This is a genomic window from Niallia sp. HCP3S3_B10 (assembly GCF_052064465.1).
In the GTDB taxonomy this organism is placed as follows: Bacteria; Bacillota; Bacilli; order Bacillales; family Cytobacillaceae; genus Niallia; species Niallia hominis.
The window spans coordinates 39,042-58,829 of the sequence record NZ_JBQHVO010000026.1 but is presented as its reverse complement, the minus strand read 5'-3'; the positions used below and the strand labels follow the sequence as shown (position 1 = coordinate 58,829).

General features: G+C 34.3%; 22 protein-coding genes and 1 pseudogene. 18 read left to right on the top strand and 5 right to left on the bottom strand.

Going from position 1 to position 19,788, the window contains the following annotated elements; translation table 11 throughout:
• Positions 1–329: 329 nt before the first annotated feature.
• The gene (locus tag ACTNDN_RS12970; protein WP_031534646.1) at positions 330–710 is read right to left on the bottom strand and encodes a ferritin-like domain-containing protein; all 381 of its coding nucleotides are present in this window, start codon (positions 708–710) and stop codon (positions 330–332) included.
• A gap of 491 nt (positions 711–1,201) precedes the next feature.
• On the opposite strand from ACTNDN_RS12970, the gene ACTNDN_RS12965 reads away from it, so the two are divergent.
• On the top strand, positions 1,202–1,585 hold the full coding sequence (locus tag ACTNDN_RS12965; protein WP_031534647.1) for a DUF302 domain-containing protein: 384 nt from the start codon (positions 1,202–1,204) through the stop codon (positions 1,583–1,585).
• A gap of 620 nt (positions 1,586–2,205) precedes the next feature.
• Positions 2,206–4,167 carry a CoA-disulfide reductase gene (locus ACTNDN_RS12960; RefSeq protein ID WP_235247661.1) on the top strand — a complete coding sequence of 654 codons (1,962 nt, stop codon included), beginning with the start codon at positions 2,206–2,208 and terminating at the stop codon, positions 4,165–4,167.
• Between the two features lie 206 nt (positions 4,168–4,373).
• Here the strand turns inward: ACTNDN_RS12960 and ACTNDN_RS12955 are convergent, their stop codons facing one another.
• Positions 4,374–4,550 (bottom strand): hypothetical protein, encoded by a 177-nt coding sequence (locus ACTNDN_RS12955; protein ID WP_235247660.1) that lies wholly within the window; start codon positions 4,548–4,550, stop codon positions 4,374–4,376.
• A gap of 293 nt (positions 4,551–4,843) precedes the next feature.
• Here ACTNDN_RS12955 and ACTNDN_RS12950 point away from each other — a divergent pair, with 293 nt between their 5' ends.
• The 15 genes and pseudogenes from ACTNDN_RS12950 to cydC all read left to right on the top strand — a co-directional run bounded on the left by ACTNDN_RS12950 (position 4,844) and on the right by cydC (position 16,574).
• Entirely contained in the window at positions 4,844–5,194 is a 351-nt protein-coding gene (locus ACTNDN_RS12950; RefSeq protein WP_031534651.1) for a hypothetical protein, read from the top strand.
• A 49-nt stretch (positions 5,195–5,243) separates the two neighbouring features.
• Positions 5,244–5,507 carry a metal-sensitive transcriptional regulator gene (locus ACTNDN_RS12945; protein ID WP_031534652.1) on the top strand — a complete coding sequence of 88 codons (264 nt, stop codon included), beginning with the start codon at positions 5,244–5,246 and terminating at the stop codon, positions 5,505–5,507.
• Positions 5,508–5,593: 86 nt separating this feature from the next.
• Complete coding sequence (locus ACTNDN_RS12940) at positions 5,594–5,821, top strand: sulfurtransferase TusA family protein (RefSeq protein WP_031534653.1); 228 nt, start codon at positions 5,594–5,596, stop codon at positions 5,819–5,821.
• A 63-nt stretch (positions 5,822–5,884) separates the two neighbouring features.
• On the top strand, positions 5,885–6,364 hold the full coding sequence (locus tag ACTNDN_RS12935; protein WP_235247659.1) for a DsrE/DsrF/DrsH-like family protein: 480 nt from the start codon (positions 5,885–5,887) through the stop codon (positions 6,362–6,364).
• Between the two features lie 42 nt (positions 6,365–6,406).
• Complete coding sequence (locus tag ACTNDN_RS12930) at positions 6,407–6,772, top strand: rhodanese-like domain-containing protein (RefSeq protein WP_251627962.1); 366 nt, start codon at positions 6,407–6,409, stop codon at positions 6,770–6,772.
• 12 nt (positions 6,773–6,784) lie between these two features.
• Complete coding sequence (locus ACTNDN_RS12925) at positions 6,785–7,081, top strand: rhodanese-like domain-containing protein (RefSeq protein ID WP_251627964.1); 297 nt, start codon at positions 6,785–6,787, stop codon at positions 7,079–7,081.
• 53 nt (positions 7,082–7,134) lie between these two features.
• A complete protein-coding gene (locus ACTNDN_RS12920; RefSeq protein WP_349204495.1) occupies positions 7,135–7,710 on the top strand; it encodes a sulfurtransferase TusA family protein in 576 nt (191 codons plus the stop codon).
• 140 nt (positions 7,711–7,850) lie between these two features.
• Positions 7,851–8,144 (top strand): annotated as a pseudogene (locus tag ACTNDN_RS12915) (DsrE/DsrF/DrsH-like family protein); the annotation flags it as partial.
• 1 nt (position 8,145) lies between these two features.
• Entirely contained in the window at positions 8,146–9,273 is a 1,128-nt protein-coding gene (locus ACTNDN_RS12910; protein ID WP_251627967.1) for an MBL fold metallo-hydrolase, read from the top strand.
• Between the two features lie 26 nt (positions 9,274–9,299).
• A complete protein-coding gene (locus tag ACTNDN_RS12905) occupies positions 9,300–9,527 on the top strand; it encodes a sulfurtransferase TusA family protein (RefSeq protein ID WP_235247655.1) in 228 nt (75 codons plus the stop codon).
• A 55-nt stretch (positions 9,528–9,582) separates the two neighbouring features.
• Positions 9,583–10,359, top strand: coding sequence for a sulfite exporter TauE/SafE family protein (locus tag ACTNDN_RS12900; RefSeq protein ID WP_251627970.1), 777 nt, complete (start codon positions 9,583–9,585; stop codon positions 10,357–10,359).
• Positions 10,360–10,723: 364 nt separating this feature from the next.
• Positions 10,724–12,076, top strand: a complete 1,353-nt coding sequence (locus tag ACTNDN_RS12895; RefSeq protein WP_441131305.1) for a cytochrome ubiquinol oxidase subunit I — start codon at positions 10,724–10,726, stop codon at positions 12,074–12,076.
• On the top strand, positions 12,073–13,086 hold the full coding sequence (locus tag ACTNDN_RS12890) for a cytochrome d ubiquinol oxidase subunit II (protein WP_441131304.1): 1,014 nt from the start codon (positions 12,073–12,075) through the stop codon (positions 13,084–13,086). Before ACTNDN_RS12895 ends, ACTNDN_RS12890 begins: the two co-directional genes overlap by 4 nt.
• Positions 13,087–13,125: 39 nt before the next feature.
• The gene (cydD, locus tag ACTNDN_RS12885; protein WP_349204499.1) at positions 13,126–14,859 is read left to right on the top strand and encodes a thiol reductant ABC exporter subunit CydD; all 1,734 of its coding nucleotides are present in this window, start codon (positions 13,126–13,128) and stop codon (positions 14,857–14,859) included.
• Positions 14,856–16,574, top strand: coding sequence for a thiol reductant ABC exporter subunit CydC (cydC, locus tag ACTNDN_RS12880; protein WP_441131303.1), 1,719 nt, complete (start codon positions 14,856–14,858; stop codon positions 16,572–16,574). Before cydD ends, cydC begins: the two co-directional genes overlap by 4 nt.
• 157 nt (positions 16,575–16,731) lie before the next feature.
• On the opposite strand, the gene ACTNDN_RS12875 is transcribed toward cydC, so the two are convergent.
• The 3 genes from ACTNDN_RS12875 to ACTNDN_RS12865 form a co-directional block, all read right to left on the bottom strand.
• On the bottom strand, positions 16,732–17,115 hold the full coding sequence (locus ACTNDN_RS12875; protein WP_441131302.1) for a VOC family protein: 384 nt from the start codon (positions 17,113–17,115) through the stop codon (positions 16,732–16,734).
• 59 nt (positions 17,116–17,174) lie between these two features.
• The gene (locus ACTNDN_RS12870) at positions 17,175–17,696 is read right to left on the bottom strand and encodes a CBO0543 family protein (protein WP_441131301.1); all 522 of its coding nucleotides are present in this window, start codon (positions 17,694–17,696) and stop codon (positions 17,175–17,177) included.
• A gap of 103 nt (positions 17,697–17,799) precedes the next feature.
• The gene (locus ACTNDN_RS12865; protein WP_441131300.1) at positions 17,800–18,378 is read right to left on the bottom strand and encodes a GNAT family N-acetyltransferase; all 579 of its coding nucleotides are present in this window, start codon (positions 18,376–18,378) and stop codon (positions 17,800–17,802) included.
• Positions 18,379–18,534: 156 nt separating this feature from the next.
• Between ACTNDN_RS12865 and ACTNDN_RS12860 the strand changes: the two genes are divergently transcribed.
• Positions 18,535–19,242, top strand: a complete 708-nt coding sequence (locus ACTNDN_RS12860; protein ID WP_441131299.1) for a DNA alkylation repair protein — start codon at positions 18,535–18,537, stop codon at positions 19,240–19,242.
• The last annotated feature ends 546 nt before the right edge of the window (positions 19,243–19,788 follow it).

Below are 19,788 nucleotides of genomic sequence, written 5' to 3'. Positions count from 1 at the left end.
CTCGCTTGGTGGCCTTTTTGTCTAGTTGGGGGACGAGTCCCCCAACTAGACAAAAAGGATATTTATTCTCCCACAAACATTTTACTCATACAAATAAGAGTTAACGCTTATTTTATTAGATTAAAAATTGTACAACCTTTTTTTATGCAGTCTTGAGATTACTATTTCTGTAATCTGATGGATTTATAGGACTACATTGTGGAAATTATACTTAAACTACCCTGAGTATTGACTCGAGTAAGATTAATGCTCTTTCTTGTATAAGACCATTAGGCACAGTCTTAAATAAATTTTATAAAAAAACTAGGTTGGTACCTAGAATTAAAAACTTATTTCAAGAAATATAAGAACCAAACTGCATGATTTTGTTCATCATGTGCTGCTCTTTGAAACTCTTCTTTAATTTTTGGATTATCTGTTTTAGATACAATTTCTAAATAAAAATCGACTGTTTCTTGTTCATCTTTAAACGCAAAATCTAATCCTTGTTTATATTTCTTTGGGCATTCTTCACTAATTTTTGGTTTATATTTTTCACCTGTTAATTGTGTATATAAATTTGAAAAGCTATTAAAATGTCTTATTTCATCTTTTCTGATTTCGTTGATTTTATCTTTTATATATTGAGTAGAAGCTAAATTAATTAAATGCTGATAACATGAAATGGCTGAATATTCACCATCTATTGCCTTTTCTATTAAAGTCACAATATTTTCCCTAGAATGAGCATGAAAAGCTGTTGTAAGGCCGGTAACATTTGGAACAAGTGGTCCTAGATAATGATAGTATGCATGTGGATCAGATGGAAGTTGTTTAATGTGATATGTTCCATGCCCATAGTGAACGTGACATGAATTCCCAGGGCAATGTAAAAGCTGATTCCAAGGTCCATGTTTAATAAAGGGATAACCTTTATACATTACACCATCAAGACCGGTGATTATTTCTGGTTGCATGATTTACCTCCTATAATTTGTTTGTATCATATTATGACATCGCTCTTCTATAGATGTTTGTCTCTAAGAGAATTGGGTGTTCAACTCAATTTTATCTGTGGATTGTTTTTTTCACTTTTATTTAATAAAAGTCTGGGTATTGATAATAAGGGTATATTTTCTTTTCTGCCTTTAGTAATTTTAAAAAATATCCTGATATATATTTCACCACCATTATAAATACTAAAAGTTAAGGAGTGTGACAAATGTTTGATTATACTGTAGAAACCAGTAAAAATATTAGTGAGGCAATCTATAGCTTGGAAGAAAATTTAAAAGAAGAAAAGTTTGGTGTATTATGGATGTTTGATATAAAAGATAAACTTCAAGAGAAAGGACTAGAGTTTGAATCTGACTATAAAGTTTTAGAGGTTTGTAACCCACATGAAGCACAAAGAGTGTTAAAGGAGAATTTGTTAGTTGGTTATTTCTTGCCATGTAAAATGATTGTTTATACCGACCAGGGAAAAACTAAAATTGGCATGCCGAGACCAACAGCTTTAATTAACTTAGCAAATAATGAAGAAATCAAAAAACTTGCACAAGATATTGAGGTCCGTTTAATTAGCTGTATTAATAAAAGTATATAAAGTTGAAGAGTTGAGTTAATAAGTTTCTTTAATCCTTGAAAAACTATATGATTCAAGACCTGTTTCCATGTAATTAGATCAGGTCTAATGTTATTCCGCACATTGAATTTAAACTTTTTTAATAGGCTTTTTTCGTAAAGTTTGTTGCTATCGCCCTCAGCCGGAATACTTCGCTTTTCCGTGGGGCAGATAAATATCCCTTTCGCATATGGGAATATATGGATGTAATACTCAAAAAACTAGAAAAGAGATTTACCGATGATTTTTAGGATTAATCATCGGTTTTTCAGTTGTCTCACTCAAGCTCCTGCAGAGTCTCAGACTGTCCTCGCTAATCCCACAGTAGGGAGTCTACGTGTATTCGGCTGCTCTATTTTCCAACTAATTCTTTTTTTCTATTGAAAAAACAGTCTTTTAGAAGAAATGCGCTTAAAAAAATGATTGGATGGAATATTTTTACAATATTATAAGTATTTAATTGTGAAGATATTGTGAAATAAACTCAAATAACCTTCACAAAATTAATTTATATTTTATAATACCCATACAGGTATAAACCTATCGGGGTATATTCAAGGGTATTGATTGGAATTAAATTAAAAATAGTTGGAGGGAATAACATGTCACAGAAACTCATTATAGTAGGTGGAGTTGCAGGTGGAGCAACAGCTACAGCAAGGTTAAGAAGAATAAGTGAAGATGTAGAAATTGTTCTTATAGAAAGGGGAGAATATATTTCATTTGCTAATTGCGGACTGCCTTATTACATTGGAGAAACAATCAAAGACAGAAGCAAATTATTAGTCCAGACCGTTAAAGGAATGTCGAATCGATTTAATCTGGACATTCGGAATTTTAGTGAAGTATTAAGCATTAATCCCAAAAATAAAAAAGTCACAATTAAGAATTTACAATCAGGGAAAGAGTATGAGGAATCCTATGACAAGTTATTATTGTCACCAGGGGCTAAACCAATCGTCCCACCAATTCCAGGATTAAGTGAAAATGAGGTATTATTTACATTAAGAAATATTCCAGATACAGATAAAATAAAAAAATATGTTGATACCAACCAACCTAAAAAGGCGATAGTAATTGGCGGAGGATTTATTGGAATTGAAATGGCTGAAAACTTGTTGGAAAGAGGAATAGAAGTAACGATTATTGAAATGGCAAAGCAAATTATGGCTCCAATTGATTTTGAAATGGCTAGTATTTTACACGGAAATATAAAAGAAAAAGGTGTGAATCTAATATTAGAAAACGGGGTCCAAGCATTTGCTAATAAGGGAAAAAAAGTTATTCTCTCTGATGGAACAGAAATAGAAACCGATATGACCATTCTTTCTATAGGTGTTAAACCGGAAAATGAATTAGCTAAGGTAGCAGGACTTGAACTAGGAGAGCGTGGAGGAATTGTTGTAAATGAATACCTTCAGACTTCTAATGAGGATATTTATGCTGTCGGGGATGCAGTTGAGGTGGTGGATTATATTAGCGGGAAAAAAGCTATGATTCCACTTGCAGGACCGGCTAACCGACAAGGCAGAATTGCGGCAAATAACATGATGGGGAAAAAGGAGAAGTATCATGGCACATTGGGAACTTCCATTGTTAAAGTATTTGATTTAACAGTTGCGACTACTGGCAATAATGAAAAGACGCTAAAAAGCTTAGGAGTTTCATATGAAGTTGTTCATATTCATCCAAGTTCTCATGCAGGGTATTACCCAGGAGCAGCACCAATTGCTTTAAAATTAATCTTTGATAAAGAAACAGGAAAAATATTTGGTGCACAAGCTATAGGAGCAGATGGTGTTGATAAACGGATTGACGTAATTGCAACAGCAATAAAAGGTGGATTAAAGGTGAATGATTTGACTAATTTAGAATTATCTTATGCTCCCCCATATTCTTCAGCAAAAGACCCTGTTAATATGGCTGGCTATGTAGCTTCTAACATAATGGAAGGTGAATTAGAAATGGTTCAGTGGCATGAAATCGATGAGATTGTTAAAGATGGAGGGTTATTGATTGACGTTCGCGAGCCAATGGAACGGGAATTTGGATATATTAAAGGTTCCTTGAATATTCCGTTAGATGAATTAAGGAACCGATTAGATAGTCTTCCAAAAGAACAAACGATATATGTCAGTTGTCAAGTTGGATTAAGGGGATATCTGGCAAGCAGGATATTAAAAAATAGTGGATATACTGTTAAAAATGTTGATGGAGGTTTTAAAACGTATTCCTCTGTATTTAAAAGCGTTATAAACAAAACGATTGAAACGAAAACAAATCAACTTGAGGAATCAGAAGATATTGATGAAATACCGGTGAATGCTGTTGTTGATGTTACTGGTTTATCTTGCCCAATGCCGATTGTAAAACTAAAAAAAGCGATTGAGCAGTTGGATAGCGGTCAAATATTAGAAATCCATGTGACAGATAAAGGTGCATTAAATGATCTGCCTGCATGGTCAAAAAATGCCGGACATATCCTTTTAAAAACAAAACAAGAGGAAAAAGTGATTAAATTTTGGATTGAAAAAAATGAAGAAAAATTAAAGGGAAGCATTTAACTTCTATTTAATCAAAAATACTTTTAAAAGCATGCCTCCTATTTTTGGAGTCATGCTTTTTATCTTTCGCAAAATCATCTGTCAAAGTTAACAGTAAGGTATTGGGGAATATAATTAATAGCTAATGTTTTTGTATACTCATTCTTTGTTGGAGGATATAGTCTTAGTTCCCATAAAATTTATGATTCCTGCCATTTTAATATTTTTTAAGAAACATGATTGCTTTCAACATACGTTTCAAGAGCTGGATGATATTCTTTTTGATAATGATTATCAGGACAAGACTTTTTTACTATTGAATTCATAAAAGCTGTTTTATCCGTTACTAAAGTTTTCTGACATTCAGGGCACTTTTCGCTAAATAAAGTTTTAAATAAACGCATAATGGCACCTCCACAATAACCTTAAAATCATATTGTAATACTTGGTATTATAAATGAGTAGTTAAAAAAACTCAATGGATTGAAATCCAAAAGTTAAAATAATAGGAGGTAGTAACAGCAATTATACTTATTTGATATTATCAAGGTTTGCAAATGCTTGTGCTCTTGAGTAAGAAGATGTCCGGTGATTGAGTAATAAAAAACAAAAAGGAGTGTTGACAAAATACCTATTGGGGTATAATATAGATTTTGTCAGTTATTCCTGCCTCTTTCATTTAGGAGGAAAGATTCATATGACTATTGTTATTTTAAGTTTTATCATTATTGGTTACTTTATCTTTAGAAGGAATATCCCAATAATTGGGGTTCCACAAATAAATAAAAAAGATATTGAATTAAGTATGTTGAATGTTGTAGATATAAGAGATTATAATGTTTCTTATAAAAGCCCTATACAAGGTGCGATTAACATTCCAGTTTCTTATATAAATAGGCATTACACAGATATATCAAAAAGCGATCTGATTGTAGTAGCTTCGAATCGCTTGGAAAAGAATGTAGGAGTTCGTTTATTACGCCAAAAAGGTTTCAAGATAGTCGGATACATCCTTTTCGATGAGTATGAAATGGGAGAACATAGGTAACTATAGGAGACAAGTTAAAAAGTAATTATTTGTTAAGGAGGGTAATCACATGGAGTACAATGAGCAAATGAAAAATAGAGTAAAACGTATAGAAGGCCAACTTAGAGGAATTTTAAGGATGATGGAAGAAAACAAAGACTGTAAGGATGTTATAACTCAGCTATCTGCAACACGTGCTGCTATTGATCGGACAATTGGTGTTGTGGTTAGTTCTAATTTAGTAGAGTGTGTGCGCAATGCAGAAGAAAATGGAGAAAAAAACACAGAAGATTTAGTAAAAGAAGCTGTAAATCTGCTTGTGAAAAGTAGATAAAAATAAAAGGGTTGACACCCACTTTTATTTTTATTACTATTATACCCATAGGGGTAAAGGTAAATGATGAAAGGAGAGTTAAAAGAATGAATATAGATAAATTGTTAGATGCAAAAGGATTGGCATGTCCAATGCCAATTGTAAAAACAAAGAAGGCAATAAATGAATTAACTGCTGGTCAAGTATTAGAAATCCATACTACTGATAAAGGTGCAAAGAACGATCTCACTGCTTGGGCAAAATCGGGTGGACATGAGCTACTAAAATATGAAGAAGCGAATGATGTATTAAAGTTTTGGATTAAAAAAGGTTAAATTTTTTTGTTTATAAATATACCCATACAGGTAAGGGTGACTGATACATGAGGAGGAACTACAATGACAGAAAAGAAAAAAACAACGATTGTATTATTTAGTGGCGATTATGATAAAGCGATGGCAGCTTATATCATTGCGAACGGGGCAGCAGCGTATGATCATGAAGTAACCATTTTTCACACGTTTTGGGGACTAAATGCCTTGCGAAAAGATGCAGATATTCAAGTGAAAAAAGGCTTCATGGAAAAAATGTTTGGCAGAATGATGCCAAAAGGTGCAGATAAAATGGGGCTGTCAAAAATGAACTTTGCTGGTTTTGGTCCTAAAATGATTAAAAATGTGATTAAAAAACACAATGCAATGCCACTTCCAGATTTAATCGAAATGGCAAGAGAACAAGATATAAAGCTTGTTGCCTGTACGATGACAATGGATTTATTAGGACTTCAAAAAGAAGAACTGTTGGATAATATTGAATATGCAGGTGTTGCTGCTTATTTGGGTGATGCAGAAGATGGAAATGTAAACCTATTTATCTAAATCAGTAGGGGATTCTTCCCTACATAAAAGGGAGAGATAATCTTGGAATATCTAAATTATATAATAATTGGGCTACTGTTAATTTTTATCATCAGACGATTCATTCCTACAAAAGGTGTAAGACAGATTACAGTATTAGAGCTACGGGATGAGTTAAAGGATAAAAATAAACAATTTATTGATGTCCGTACTCCTGGGGAATATAGAGTAAACAATATTAAAGGATTTAAAAATCTTCCACTTCAACAAATTATGCAAAAAGCGGAGAAAGAACTCTCAAAAAATAAAGAAGTAATTGTTATTTGCCAAAGTGGAATGAGAAGTCAAAACGCAATTAAAATGTTAAAAAAATTAGGATATACTAAAGTGACCAATGTAAAAGGCGGAATGAGCGCCTGGAGATCATAAGGAGGCAAAAGTATGAAACAATTAACTGCAAAAGAAGTAGAGAAACTTTTAAGAGAAGGTAAAGCGTTAAATATTATTGATGTTCGAGAAGTTGATGAAGTTGCAACTGGTAAGATCCCAGGAGCCATTCATATCCCACTAGGGTTAGTAGAATTCCGTATGCATGAATTAGATAAATCTAAAGAATATATCATGGTTTGCCGTTCTGGTGGAAGAAGTGGTCAAGCAAGTCAATTTCTAGAAGATCATGGATTTAAAGTAATAAATATGACTGGTGGAATGCTTGCATGGGAAGGCGAGACGAAGTAAATATTTTCGGTTAATAAAATACCCAACGGGGTAAAATAGGAGGTTTTAATAAGATGGAATCATTAAAAACAGATTTTTTATTAGATGCAAAAGGGTTAGCTTGCCCCATGCCAATCGTAAGAACAAAAAAAGCAATGAATGATTTACAAGCTGGTCAGGTCTTAGAAGTTCAAGCAACAGATAAGGGCTCAAAAGCTGATATTCAAGCATGGGCTAATAGTGCGGGTCATCATTATCTTGGCACCATTGAAGAAGACAATGTATTAAAACATTATTTAAGAAAATCATCTAATGATGATTCAATTGAAAGAAAACATCTCAATGTAACTAGCAATGAAGCACTTGAAAAGAAGCTAGATACGAATGAAAATATCGTGGTTCTTGATGTAAGGGAAGAAGCTGAATATGCATTTAATCATATACCTAATGCGGTTTCGATTCCGTTAGGAGAATTAGAATTGCGTTTAAACGAATTAAAAGCAGATGATGAAATCTATGTGGTATGTCGCACAGGTAACCGTAGTGATCTTGCTGCTCAAAAATTAGCTGAAAAGGGTTTTGATAATGTGATAAATGTGGTTCCAGGCATGAGTGCTTGGACAGGAAAATTGGATTCTTTAATCAAATAGAGAGATTAATATGGACGAAGTAACATTAGATACTACTTCACGTTGTCCATAGTGTGTTCTGCAGAAAAAACTTTTTGGCAGAACACACTGTTCCTTTCCTAGAGGTGAAAGTTGAAACAACAAACAGCAGCAACAATGAATACAAACAATTACCAATGCTTCAAGGTAAAGAACATTTCGCGCAAGGGTTTGCTAATGCAAATGTACCAGCTATTCCCCGAATTAGTTGCAATGGCCCAAGAAATGGGTGTTACATTCATTGGTTGCCAAATGACAATGGATGTTATGGGATCAGAAAAGGTGCTTTTGTTGATGGAATTGAAGTAGGTGGAGCAGTAACCTTTTTAGAATTTGCTAAAGATGCAGACGCAACACTAACTTTTAAAAGGGTTTATTATTTTTTTAACCAAAAATATACCGCAGGGGGTAAATGATATGACTGTTAAAGTTATGCATTCAAAAGAAGTAACTAAAAAAGTATTTAACAAAGAAGAATTATTTATTCTAGATGTACGTAACGAAAGTGATTTTAAGGATTGGAAAATTGAAGGGGAAAACTTTGATTATTTAAATATCCCGTATTTTGAATTACTTGATGGAGTGGAAGAAATTTTAGAAAAACTGCCTGCTACAAAAGAAATATTAGTTGTTTGTGCTAAAGAGGGTTCTTCTGTAATGGTGGCAGAGATGCTTTCAGAACAAGGTTTAACTGTTTCTTATTTGCAAGGTGGTATGAAGGCGTGGAGTGAACATTTAGAGCCTGTAAAGATTGGGAATTTAACGGAAGGTGGAGAATTACACCAATTTGTTCGCATCGGAAAAGGTTGTCTATCCTATATGGTGATTTCTAACGGAGAAGCTGCAATTATAGACGCCACTCGTATGACAGATATTTTTCTAGACTTTGCAAATGAAATGGGAGTAAAAATTACACATGTTTTTGATACTCATCTTCATGCAGATCATATTTCAGGAGGAAGAGTCATCGCTGAAAAAACAGGTGCAACATACTGGTTACCTCCAAAAGATGCGACTGAGGTAACTTTTGAATACAACGCTCTAGAAGGCGGCGAAGTAGTGACAATCGGAAAAACAGAAATTGATATTCATGCGCTGTACTCTCCAGGTCACACAATCGGTTCTACATCATTTGTTGTGGATGGGAAATTCCTTCTGTCAGGTGACATCTTATTTATTGATTCAATTGGAAGACCCGATTTAGCGGGAATGGCAGAAGACTGGGTAGCAGATTTACGTGAAAGCCTGTACTCTCGTTACAGAGAACTTTCAGAAGAACTAATTGTACTTCCAGCTCACTTTATGATTATTGATGAACTGAATGAAGACGGTAGTGTATCAGAAAGATTAGGTACATTGTTTGAGAAAAATCATGGTTTAAATATGGAAGACGAAAATGAGTTTAGAAGACTTGTAACAGAGAATCTACCACCACAACCAAACGCTTATCAAGAAATTCGTGAAACAAATATGGGGAAAATTAGTCCAGACTTAGATAAACAACGTGAGATGGAAATAGGGCCAAACCGTTGTGCAGTCCGATAATTTATAAATAGGAGGAAAATATGATAATGAAATCAACTAAAGTATTAGATGCAAAAGGGTTAGCTTGCCCAATGCCGATTGTAAAGACAAAAAAAACAATGGGAGAGATGGAATCAGGTCAGGTATTAGAAGTTCATACAACTGATAAAGGGGCTAAAAATGATTTAACTGCTTGGGCTAAATCAGGAGGGCATGAATTATTACAACACGAAGATGAAAACGGAGTGTTGAAATTCTGGATTAAAAAAGGTTGAACTATAAGGGGACCCAATTAAGGTTCCTTTTTTTTTCTAAAGAGGGGGGATCTATATGGATATTAATTTCATCATCACTATTTTCACAATTGGCTTTATTGGTTCCTTTCTTTCTGGGATGTTAGGAATAGGAGGAGCCATTATTAATTATCCAATGTTATTATATATTCCAGTAATTTTAGGGGTGGGTCATTTTACATCACATGAAGTTTCAGTAATTACAGCCATCCAAGTGTTCTTTGCGACGCTTGGTGGTGTTTGGGCTTATCATAGTGGCGGATATTTAAATAAAACATTAATTGTTAATATGGGAATTAGCGTTTTAATCGGGAGTTTTATTGGGGGCATCAGTTCCACTCACATGTCGGATAGTGGAATTAATACCGTATATGGCATTTTAGCTATTATTGCTGTTATTTTAATGTTTGTACCTAAAAAAGAGATCGATGCTAACCGTTTAGATCAAGTCAAGTTTAATAAATGGCTAGCTGCCTCATTTGCCTTTATCGTAGGTGTAGGGTCAGGTATTGTAGGTGCGGGAGGAGCATTCTTATTAGTTCCTATCATGCTTGTCCTATTAAAAATACCAACAAGAATGACCATTGCATCATCCTTAGCCATTACACTTATTTCATCAATAGGAACTGTCTCAGGAAAAATCTCAACAGGCCATGTACCGATATTGCCTTCTCTTATTTTGGTTGTTGCCAGTCTGATTGCTTCACCTATAGGAGCTAACGTTGGAAAAAAGGTCAATACAAGGGTCTTACAAGGAATAATGGGAATTTTAATTTTAGCGACAGCAGTGAAGACTTGGATGGAAATATTATAAGTATTTATTGATTAGCTAAAAGAAGTAGTTGACTAAACTATTATTGTTCTAATATCGTCAACATTAAGTTGAACAAATGGAAAAAAGTGGTGTTATCAAAGTGTTATGTTTATATAAAATTCCAATGAGGTAATAAAAGTGATTTTAACTGAAAATAGTTTTTGATTTAATCAATAGAGGCTAGATAGGTACCTATTTCTATCTACCTTGTCCATACATAAGTTTTAAATAATGTGGGTATTCTAAAAGGGAATCTTTAGTAAAATGAGGATAGATTTATAAAAGTACAGTAATCCTATATCGATATAATATGGCATAATTATGCTCAATAATTCACTAATTTAAAATGAATAGGAGAGAAAATATGGATTTTGATACGGTCACGATTAGTAGATTGATTACAGCAATGACCCTGCTTTTTCATATAATCTTTGCGACACTTGGGGTAGGAGTACCATTGTTTATTTCAATAGCTGAATTAGTCGGTATTAGAAAACAAGACAAGCATTATGAATTGCTAGCGAAAAGATGGTCAAGAGGCTTTGTAATAACTGTTGCAATTGGAGTAGTGACTGGAACAGCCATTGCTCTACAGTTATCTTTAGTCTGGCCAAACTTTATGCAGCTTGCAGGGAATGTAATTGCATTGCCGTTATTTATGGAAGTTTTTGCGTTTTTCTTTGAAGCTATTTTCTTGGGGATTTATTTATATACTTGGGATCGGTTTAAAGGGAAGTATACACATTGGCTATTAACGCTACCGGTCGTTATCGGTGCGGGGATGTCTGCGGTCTTTATAACGACAGTAAATTCGTTTATGAACTCGCCTAATGGATTTACGATGGTGGATGGGGAATTTGTTGCTGTTAATCCATTAAAAGCAATGTTGAATCCATCATCTCCAACTAGAATTTTTCACGTATTGGGAGGTTCCTATTTAACTGTAGCCGCTATTTTAGCAACTATTGCCGCAATTGCGTTAATAAGGAATAAAGGTGCTCATGAATATCATAAAAAAGCATTAAAAATGACGGTTATTGCTATGTTTACATTTTCGGTAATTACTGCATTAGCCGGTGATGTGTCAGCAAAATATTTAGCAAAACATCAGACAGAGAAACTAGCTGCCGCAGAATGGCTCTTTGAGTCAGAGGAGAATGCTGATCTTCTCCTTTTTGGATGGTTGAATAAGGATAATGAAATCGTTGGGGCGATTCGCGTACCAGGATTTCTAAGCTTTTTAGCACATGGTGACTTTATGAGCGAGGTAACTGGATTGAAAGAAACACCAGAACAGGAAAGACCCCCATTAATCATACACTATCTATTTGATTCAATGGTATCTATTGGTTTCTACTTATTAGGAATTTCCTTTTTATATATTGTTTTAAGCAGGCTTAAGCGCTGGAATGTGCACAGTAAATTAATGCTTTGGCTACTTGCGATAAGTGGGCCGCTTGCAATGTTAGCTGTAGAACTTGGATGGCTTTTTGCAGAGCTAGGAAGACAGCCTTGGATAGTGAGAGGATATATGACCGTTGATGAGGCAGCAACTTCCTCTCCATATATTCTGCATATGTTTTTTCTATTTCTAGCATTGTATATAGTGCTTGGTACATTATTTACGATAACCTTGCGAAAATTATTTAAAGACAATCCAGCTGAAGTGGAGTTAGAGAAGCATTACCCTGAATGGAAAGAGGGGATTGAAAAATGAGCTATGAAGTAATTGGGATTACGGTATTATGGCTGTTTTTATACGGTTATCTCATTGTAGCATCGATTGATTTTGGAGCAGGTTTTTTTGCATATTATGCAAAGATCACGAAGCAAGATCATATCATTAATCAAATTATTTCGCGCTATTTATCGCCTGTTTGGGAAGTTACGAATGTGTTTTTAGTTTTCTTTTTTGTAGGAGTCGTCGGTTTTTTCCCATCTACGGCATATTATTATGGATCCGCTTTACTTGTGCCTGCAAGTTTTGGGATTATTTTGTTAGCAATTCGAGGGTCCTTTTATGCTTTTGAAAATTATGGTTCAAAACAAAGTAATGTTTATATGTTTCTATATGGAGCTACAGGGCTATTCATCCCGGCATCGTTATCGGTCGCCTTAACGATTTCAGAAGGAGGATATATTTCTGAACAAAACGGTCAAGTTTCGTTAAAGTATTTAGAATTATTTACCAGTCCATTAGCATGGAGTATTGTTGCGTTAGCTATTGTTTCTGTTTTATTTATTAGTGCAAGCTTTATCACCTATTATGCATCAAGAGCAAAAGATATAGCAGCACTACTGTTAGTACGTAAATGGGCATTATTTTGGGCAACACCAACCATTATTATGGCGTTGACAACGATGATTGCTTTAAGTCAGAGAAACCAGGTCAACTATGAAAATATGTTGGATTTATGGTGGATATTTGGCTTATCGATGGGCTTTTTCATCATTGGGATTAGCCTATTATATATTGGCAGAAATTATGGCATTGCATTTATTGCTATTATGCTGCAGTTTCTCTTTGCCTTTTTCGGATACGGAATGGCTAAGTATCCCTATTTACTCTATCCATACATCAATATTGAAGATAGTGTTACAAATTCATCTATGGCAATGGCGCTTATAATTGCCTTTATTGGGGGACTTTTATTATTAATTCCTTCTCTAATCTTATTGATGCGCCTCTTTTTATTTGATGCAGATTATGCCAAAGGAAAAAAATGAAGAATACGCTAAATTATAGATTAGAGGGCTGAATTGTTCATGGGAAATTTAAAGAAAACGGTTTGGATTCATAAGAAGAAGGTTTATTTTTTAATGGGTCTCACATTGATCCTTGGACTCGCAATAGTTGCACAGGCTTACGTGATGACAAGTATTGTCGATGGTGTTTTTCTAAAAAAACAAACATTTTCAGCAGTTATACCGTGGTTGATAGCGTTACTCCTCATTCTATTTGTAAGGTCTAGTATGGATTATATAAGTAAACGGATTGGTGTTTTGATTGCAAGCGATGTCAAGGGAGATACGCGTAAGAAGTTATTAAAGAAGTATGTTTCTAATTCTGTCCAACTAGCTGAAAAAGGTCAGACTGGGGAAAAAGTAAGTATGCTACTTGATGGTGTGGATGAGATGGATAGTTTTTATAGTCAGTTTATCCCTCAGGTTATGCAAAGTATATTTGTGCCGATTCTAATGCTTATTGTTATTTCCACACAGCATATGAATTCAGGCATTATTTTAATGGTCTGTGCCCCATTTATTCCTATTTATATGATAGTAATTGGTATCAAAACACAAAAAAAAGCAGAAGAGAAGTTGGAGAAATTAGCTTCTTTTTCTGCTAAATTTTTAGAAACTTTACAAGGGTTAGTAACTATAAAGCTATTTGCACAAACAATTCGACAAAAAGAAGAATTAGAAAAAAGTAGTGTAAGCTTTCGCGATACTACACTAGAAATATTGAAGATTGCATTTACACAATCTTTTGCCATTGAACTTATATCGATGTTGAGTATTGGGATAGTAGCACTAGAACTTGCTATTCAAATAATTATATATGAAAGTCTCTCCTTTTTTACTGCATTTTTGATTTTAATATTGGTTCCGGAATTTTATAGTTCATTAAAAGAACTTGGAGTAACGTTTCATAACGGTAGAAGCAGCATGGGAGCAGCTAAAAAAGTATTAGAAGTATTTGACGAAGAAGATGAACCTACTATATGGGGGGTACAAATTTTTCCAGAGTGGGAAGTGCCACCAACCATTCAACTCAATCAAGTGAATTTCACTTACGCAAATACTAACTTTCAATTAGAATCTGTGACAGCTTCTTTTTTTCCTAAGCAAAAAATTGCCATTGTTGGCGCTAGTGGAGCAGGAAAGACAACCTTACTTCATTTAATAGCAGGTATGATTACTCCTGAGAAGGGAGCGATTTACATTAATCAAGAAGAGCTCACAAAGTATACAGAATTCTCTTGGTTAAAGAAAATTTCTTATATATCGCAAAACCCTTATATTTTTTCAGGAACGATAGCTGAAAATATTGCGATGGGAACTACAGACGAAGTTGGCATGGAAGCAATTAAAGCGGCAGCACAATTAGCAGGAATCGCTTCATTGATTGAACCATTAGAAAATGGGTTTGAAACTAGAATTGGTGAAGCTGGAAGAGGGCTTTCTAGCGGTGAAAAGCAAAGAGTATCCATTGCACGTGCTTTTCTAAAAAAACCTCATATTGTATTGTTGGATGAACCAACACGTGGGCTGGATTTAGCTACTGAAAAAATCTTACAACAATCAATCCAAAAATTAAATGAGACAGCAACGGTTATTACTGTTGCGCATCGTTTACATACGATAAAAAATGCTGACCAAATTCTTTTTTTAGAAAATGGAAAGCTACTAGCTGTTGGTACACACGAATCATTATTAAAAATTTCACCCGCATATAAGGAGTTAGTAATGATCCAAAAAAGGAGGAGTCAAAAGTGAGTGCACTGCAGAAAATAATGAAATTGATGTTAATGGAGAAAAAAGATATTAGCATTGCTGTCATTTGTGGATTTATTGCTGGAACTAGCAGTGTAGGTTTGTTTGCTGCAAGCGGTTATCTAATATCTAAGTCTGCATTAATTCCTCCTTTTTATACATTGATAATATTGACTTCAACAGTAAAGTTACTCGGTCTTGTTAAGGCAGGAGCAAAATATGGGGAGCGACTTTATTCACATCGAGCAACATTTACGATTCTAGGTAATTTACGAGTAGCTTTCTTTGAAAAACTAACGCCACTTATTCCACAAATTTTTCACAAATACAGAAGCGGGGATTTACTTGCGCGTGTTGTCGGAGATGTAGAAAGCCTTCAAAATTTCTTTTTAAGGGTGTTTTATCCACCGCTAGTGCTCTTACTTGTTTTTGTTAGTACTATCTTATTTACTAGTTTTTATTCCATCGCCATTGCTTTGATTCTATTACTTGGATTTTTCCTAACGACGATTATCATTCCAGCACTATTTTCCCTAAAGCAAGTCAAAATTAAAGGGAAAGTTAGGCAGGATCGTGGTGATCTATCAACTTACATTACAGAGGTAATGTATGGATTTCGTGAATTAAAGCTGTTTCATCAATTACCAAGTAAACAACAACAGCTTTTGAGTCACTCTGAATTGTATATTAATCAACAAAAAGTAGAAAATTTAAATAAAGTGTCTAGTCAATCGTTTAATGGTTTTATAACGTTTGTTACAAGTTGGTTTGTCATAGGAGCTGGAGCCTATTTTGTTACTAGTGGGATGCTTGAAGGGATATTTTTGGCAATGCTTGTCATGATTTCTCTAACTGTCTTTGAGCCTGCTGCACCGATGGCGGTTTTTCCTATTTATATGCAAGAAAGTAGAGATGCATCTACACGTTTATATGAAGTAGTAGAAGATCTGAGTTTCATAGAAGATAAAAGGGAGTCTACTATTAATGAATTACCTAGCCTTGCACCATCATTAGCGTTTATAGACATTCAATTCACTTACACGGGAAATTGGCGTAGAACGATTCCAAACTTATCATTTATGATGCCAGCCGGGTCAAAGACGGCGATTGTTGGTGCGAGTGGCTCTGGAAAATCCACCTTGCTTCAGCTTATCTTAAAGCTACAACATGTAGATGCTGGAAAAATTTATTGGGGAGATTTTGACACATCGACAGTATCCAGCGAGGCAATTTGGGAACAAACGAGAGTTGTCTTACAGGAAAATTATTATTTTTATGGAACTATTCGTGATAATCTTCAATTAGCTGGATCACAGCTTAGTGACGAACAAATGGAAGCGGCATTAAAAAAGGCAAGGTTAGAACATTTTTCGCTAGAGCATCGCGTGTTAGAAAAAGGAGAAAATCTTTCAGGGGGAGAAAAACAACGTTTGGCTATTGCTAGAGCATTTTTGAAAAAAGGGCATTTATGGTTACTAGATGAGCCAACGTCATCACTTGATGCACAGACAGAACAAAATATTTATCAGGAAATTTTTGAGTGTGCTGAACAGGATACATTCATTTTAGTTAGCCATCGTTTACAGGAATTAGATCATATGGATCAAATTATTGTAATGGATCAAGGGGGAATTGTCGAGTGCGGTTCTTATAGGGAGTTAATGAATAAACAAGAATATTTTTATAAAATGAAGGTAGTAGAAGAAAGTTTGCTTTAAGAACGAAGCGGATTTAAGTCTTCCTTAGTTGTTATATATTTCAGGTTAATTCTAACTTGAGATATTAACAATTAGTATTAAAAAGGGATAAAATACAAGATATATAAGTAAAATCAATGCAGCAAAGAATTGCTGCATTGATTTTAAGTTATATTCATTAATTATTACAAATCATTAGTACATTTCCATCTAAGTCTTTAAAGTTAAAATAAGCAAAATCGCCAATTCGCTCTATTTCCCTAACAATGGTAATACCTTTACTTTGGACAAATTCATACGCTTCATCAATATCTTGAACGAAAAAATTAAATAAAACGTGGTCAGAAGGTTTTAGTTGAAAATCTGGATCAAATGTGTGATCATCCAATGTAATCCCGGTTTCTGAAGGAACGGGAATGTTATAGACAGGTGATTCTACCTTATCCTTATTAAACGGGAGTCCAAGTAATTCGCTATACCATGCCGCTGCTTTTTTAAGATTACTTACATGAATAAACACATTATTTACTTTGCAATCGATAGGAGAAGAAATTGAATGCATAAACATTCCACCTTTATTTAGAATTTATTAAAAAGTTCTATAAAAAAGTAGAAATTCCTTTATAAGATAGAATGTTTATATTGTAATTTATCATTCTTCTCTGATTGCTTAATAGCAGCTTTTCTAATTAATATCATCATAAATCTTACGAATAAAAAAGTTCCTGCGATCGAAAGAAAACTATGAAAAGATGTCCAAGTTTTTTTATAACGAATTAAGTTAGTATTTCTTTCAATCCAATGTTCTGCAAATGTTGATGGGACGCTAAAAAATATGCACTTAACCAATATCCCAACCATACTTGAATTTTTAGTCACTTGATTGAAATAAATGCAACTTACAGGAAAAAGAAGGTAGCTGAATAGAACGCTGACATCAAACGTTTTTAATAATTTTACCGGATAGGTTAGGAACCCTTTCTTTACTAACAGATTATCTAAGATGGAGGCTATATAACTTTTAAGTAAGAAAATAATCAGCCAATCCTTTAATGGCGGTTTTCGAAGCAGGTTAAAAAAAGAACCAATTCCTAATACACATAAAATTCTTAAAATGTTTTTTTCATACTTTCGTTTCTTCATACTGATACTCCTTTGATTTTAAGTTAGTTTAACCAAAGGAGGAATAATTAATGTTGAATTTTTAAGGGGAATAACTGGAGATGATTCCCCTTATGAATGCTTATTAGGTGGATTTAAAAAGAGAAGCCATTACGGAAAAATCGAAATCTCCTTTAAGGATGGAGTACATGTATAAATCATCAAATTTTCCGCAAGTATATTCATAATGCCTTAATAAGCCTTCTCTTAGAAAGCCGTGTTTTTCGACTAACTTTTGTGAAGATGTATTTAATGGTTCAATTAAGGCTTCGATTCTTTCTAAGTCAAAATGCTGGAATCCATATGTAAGCACGGCTTTTAAGGCTTCGCTAGCGATGCCCTGCCCCCAATAATTTCTGCTTAGTTCATATCCTATCTCTGCTTTATAATGCTTCTGCTGCATATTCAAAAAACCGCAGCTGCCAATCACAGTATCTTCATCTTTTAATGTAATGCACCATCTTATTCCAGTGCCGTTTTCCCAGATTGATTTGTACCAATCTATCTCTTCCATCACTTCTTCAGCAGTATTATATGGTTCTAACCCCATATGCTGAACAACTTGTTGGTCAGATAAATAGGTAAACATATCTTTAGCATCTTTCTCGTTTACGTTTCGTAAAAATAAACGCTCTGTTTCAATAATTGGAAATATGCGCTTCATTGACAATTCTCCTTCTTAGTAAATACAATAGTTTTAGTACATATTTCAACAAGTAAATGGATATTTCCTGCTAACCATAGCTTATGGTAGTAGGAAGATACAAAAGGGAGCGCAACATTTAAGAAGATATCAATATTATTAGGAGGAAGTGAACAAATGGAGTTTGAAACAGTCATGCAAGAACTAGAAGCACTTGGGAAGGAAAGGACGAAAAAGCTTTATATGGGCAATGGTGCCGAGGAGCCTGTTTTTGGGGTGGCAACTGGTGCTATGAAGCCGATTGCTAGAAAAATTAAGAAAGATCAAGCGTTAGCAGAGGAGCTATACGCAACAGGCAACTATGATGCGATGTATTTTGCTGGTGTCATTTGTGATCCGGATATTATGACAGAGGAAGATTTTGAACGGTGGATAGATGCTGCTTATTTTTTTATGCTGTCTGATTATGTGGTGGCCGTATCTTTAGCAGAAACGCAATTTGCCCAAGCTGTTGCCGATAAATGGATAAAAAGCGGGGAAGAACGGCGAATGTCGGCAGGATGGAGCTGTTATTGTTGGCTTTTGGGCAATCGACAGGATGCTGAATTTAACGAAAGCAAGCTAGCGAGCATGCTTGACGAAGTGAAAAATACGATTCACCAATCCCCAGATACGGTGAAATCTGCTATGAATAATTTTATCTATACAGTTGCGATTTCCTATGTGCCTCTTCATGAAAAAGCAGTAGAAACTGCTAAGGAAGTTGGTCTGGTCGAAATCAAGAAAGGCAAGAAAAAAAGCACGATGTCTAATGTGTCGGAAAAAATTCAAAAGGATTTAGATAGAGGAATACTTGGATTTAAGCGTAAATATGTAAGATGTTAAGTAATGAAATGTTAAAAGTAGTTTAAAGGCAAAAAGCCCAATTTCTTTTTTATATATAAAGGAATTGGGCTTTTTTCGTAATAGGGGGATAATAATTCATATCGAACTTTCTATTTTTTTTATACAACGAAAGTATTTAAGGACTATTAATAATAAAACCGGATTAAGTAAAGCTGAATACCACCATTTCCACCATCCATAATGGAAGTAGCCCCAAGGCTCTGGTGAAAGAGTAAGGAATTCATAAAGTAGGAATGCAATATTCCACAGCAGTATTACCATTATTTTATGTAAAAAAGATTTTTTGAAAGGAAAGTAATTGAGAAAAATGATATTAACAGGAGGTACTAAAAAGATAGCATATAATAAAATATCCCATTCTATTTCTATTGTAAAATACCAATATGCATGCAGCTTAAAATCGATAATGATATCAAATAATAATTGGAACGCTATGGAGAAAATATAAACATGTAGTAGCTGATTCTTGTTTAAATGCTTATTCAATCGGAAGGCAAGGAAGTTAAAAAGAAGGATGGAAATTAG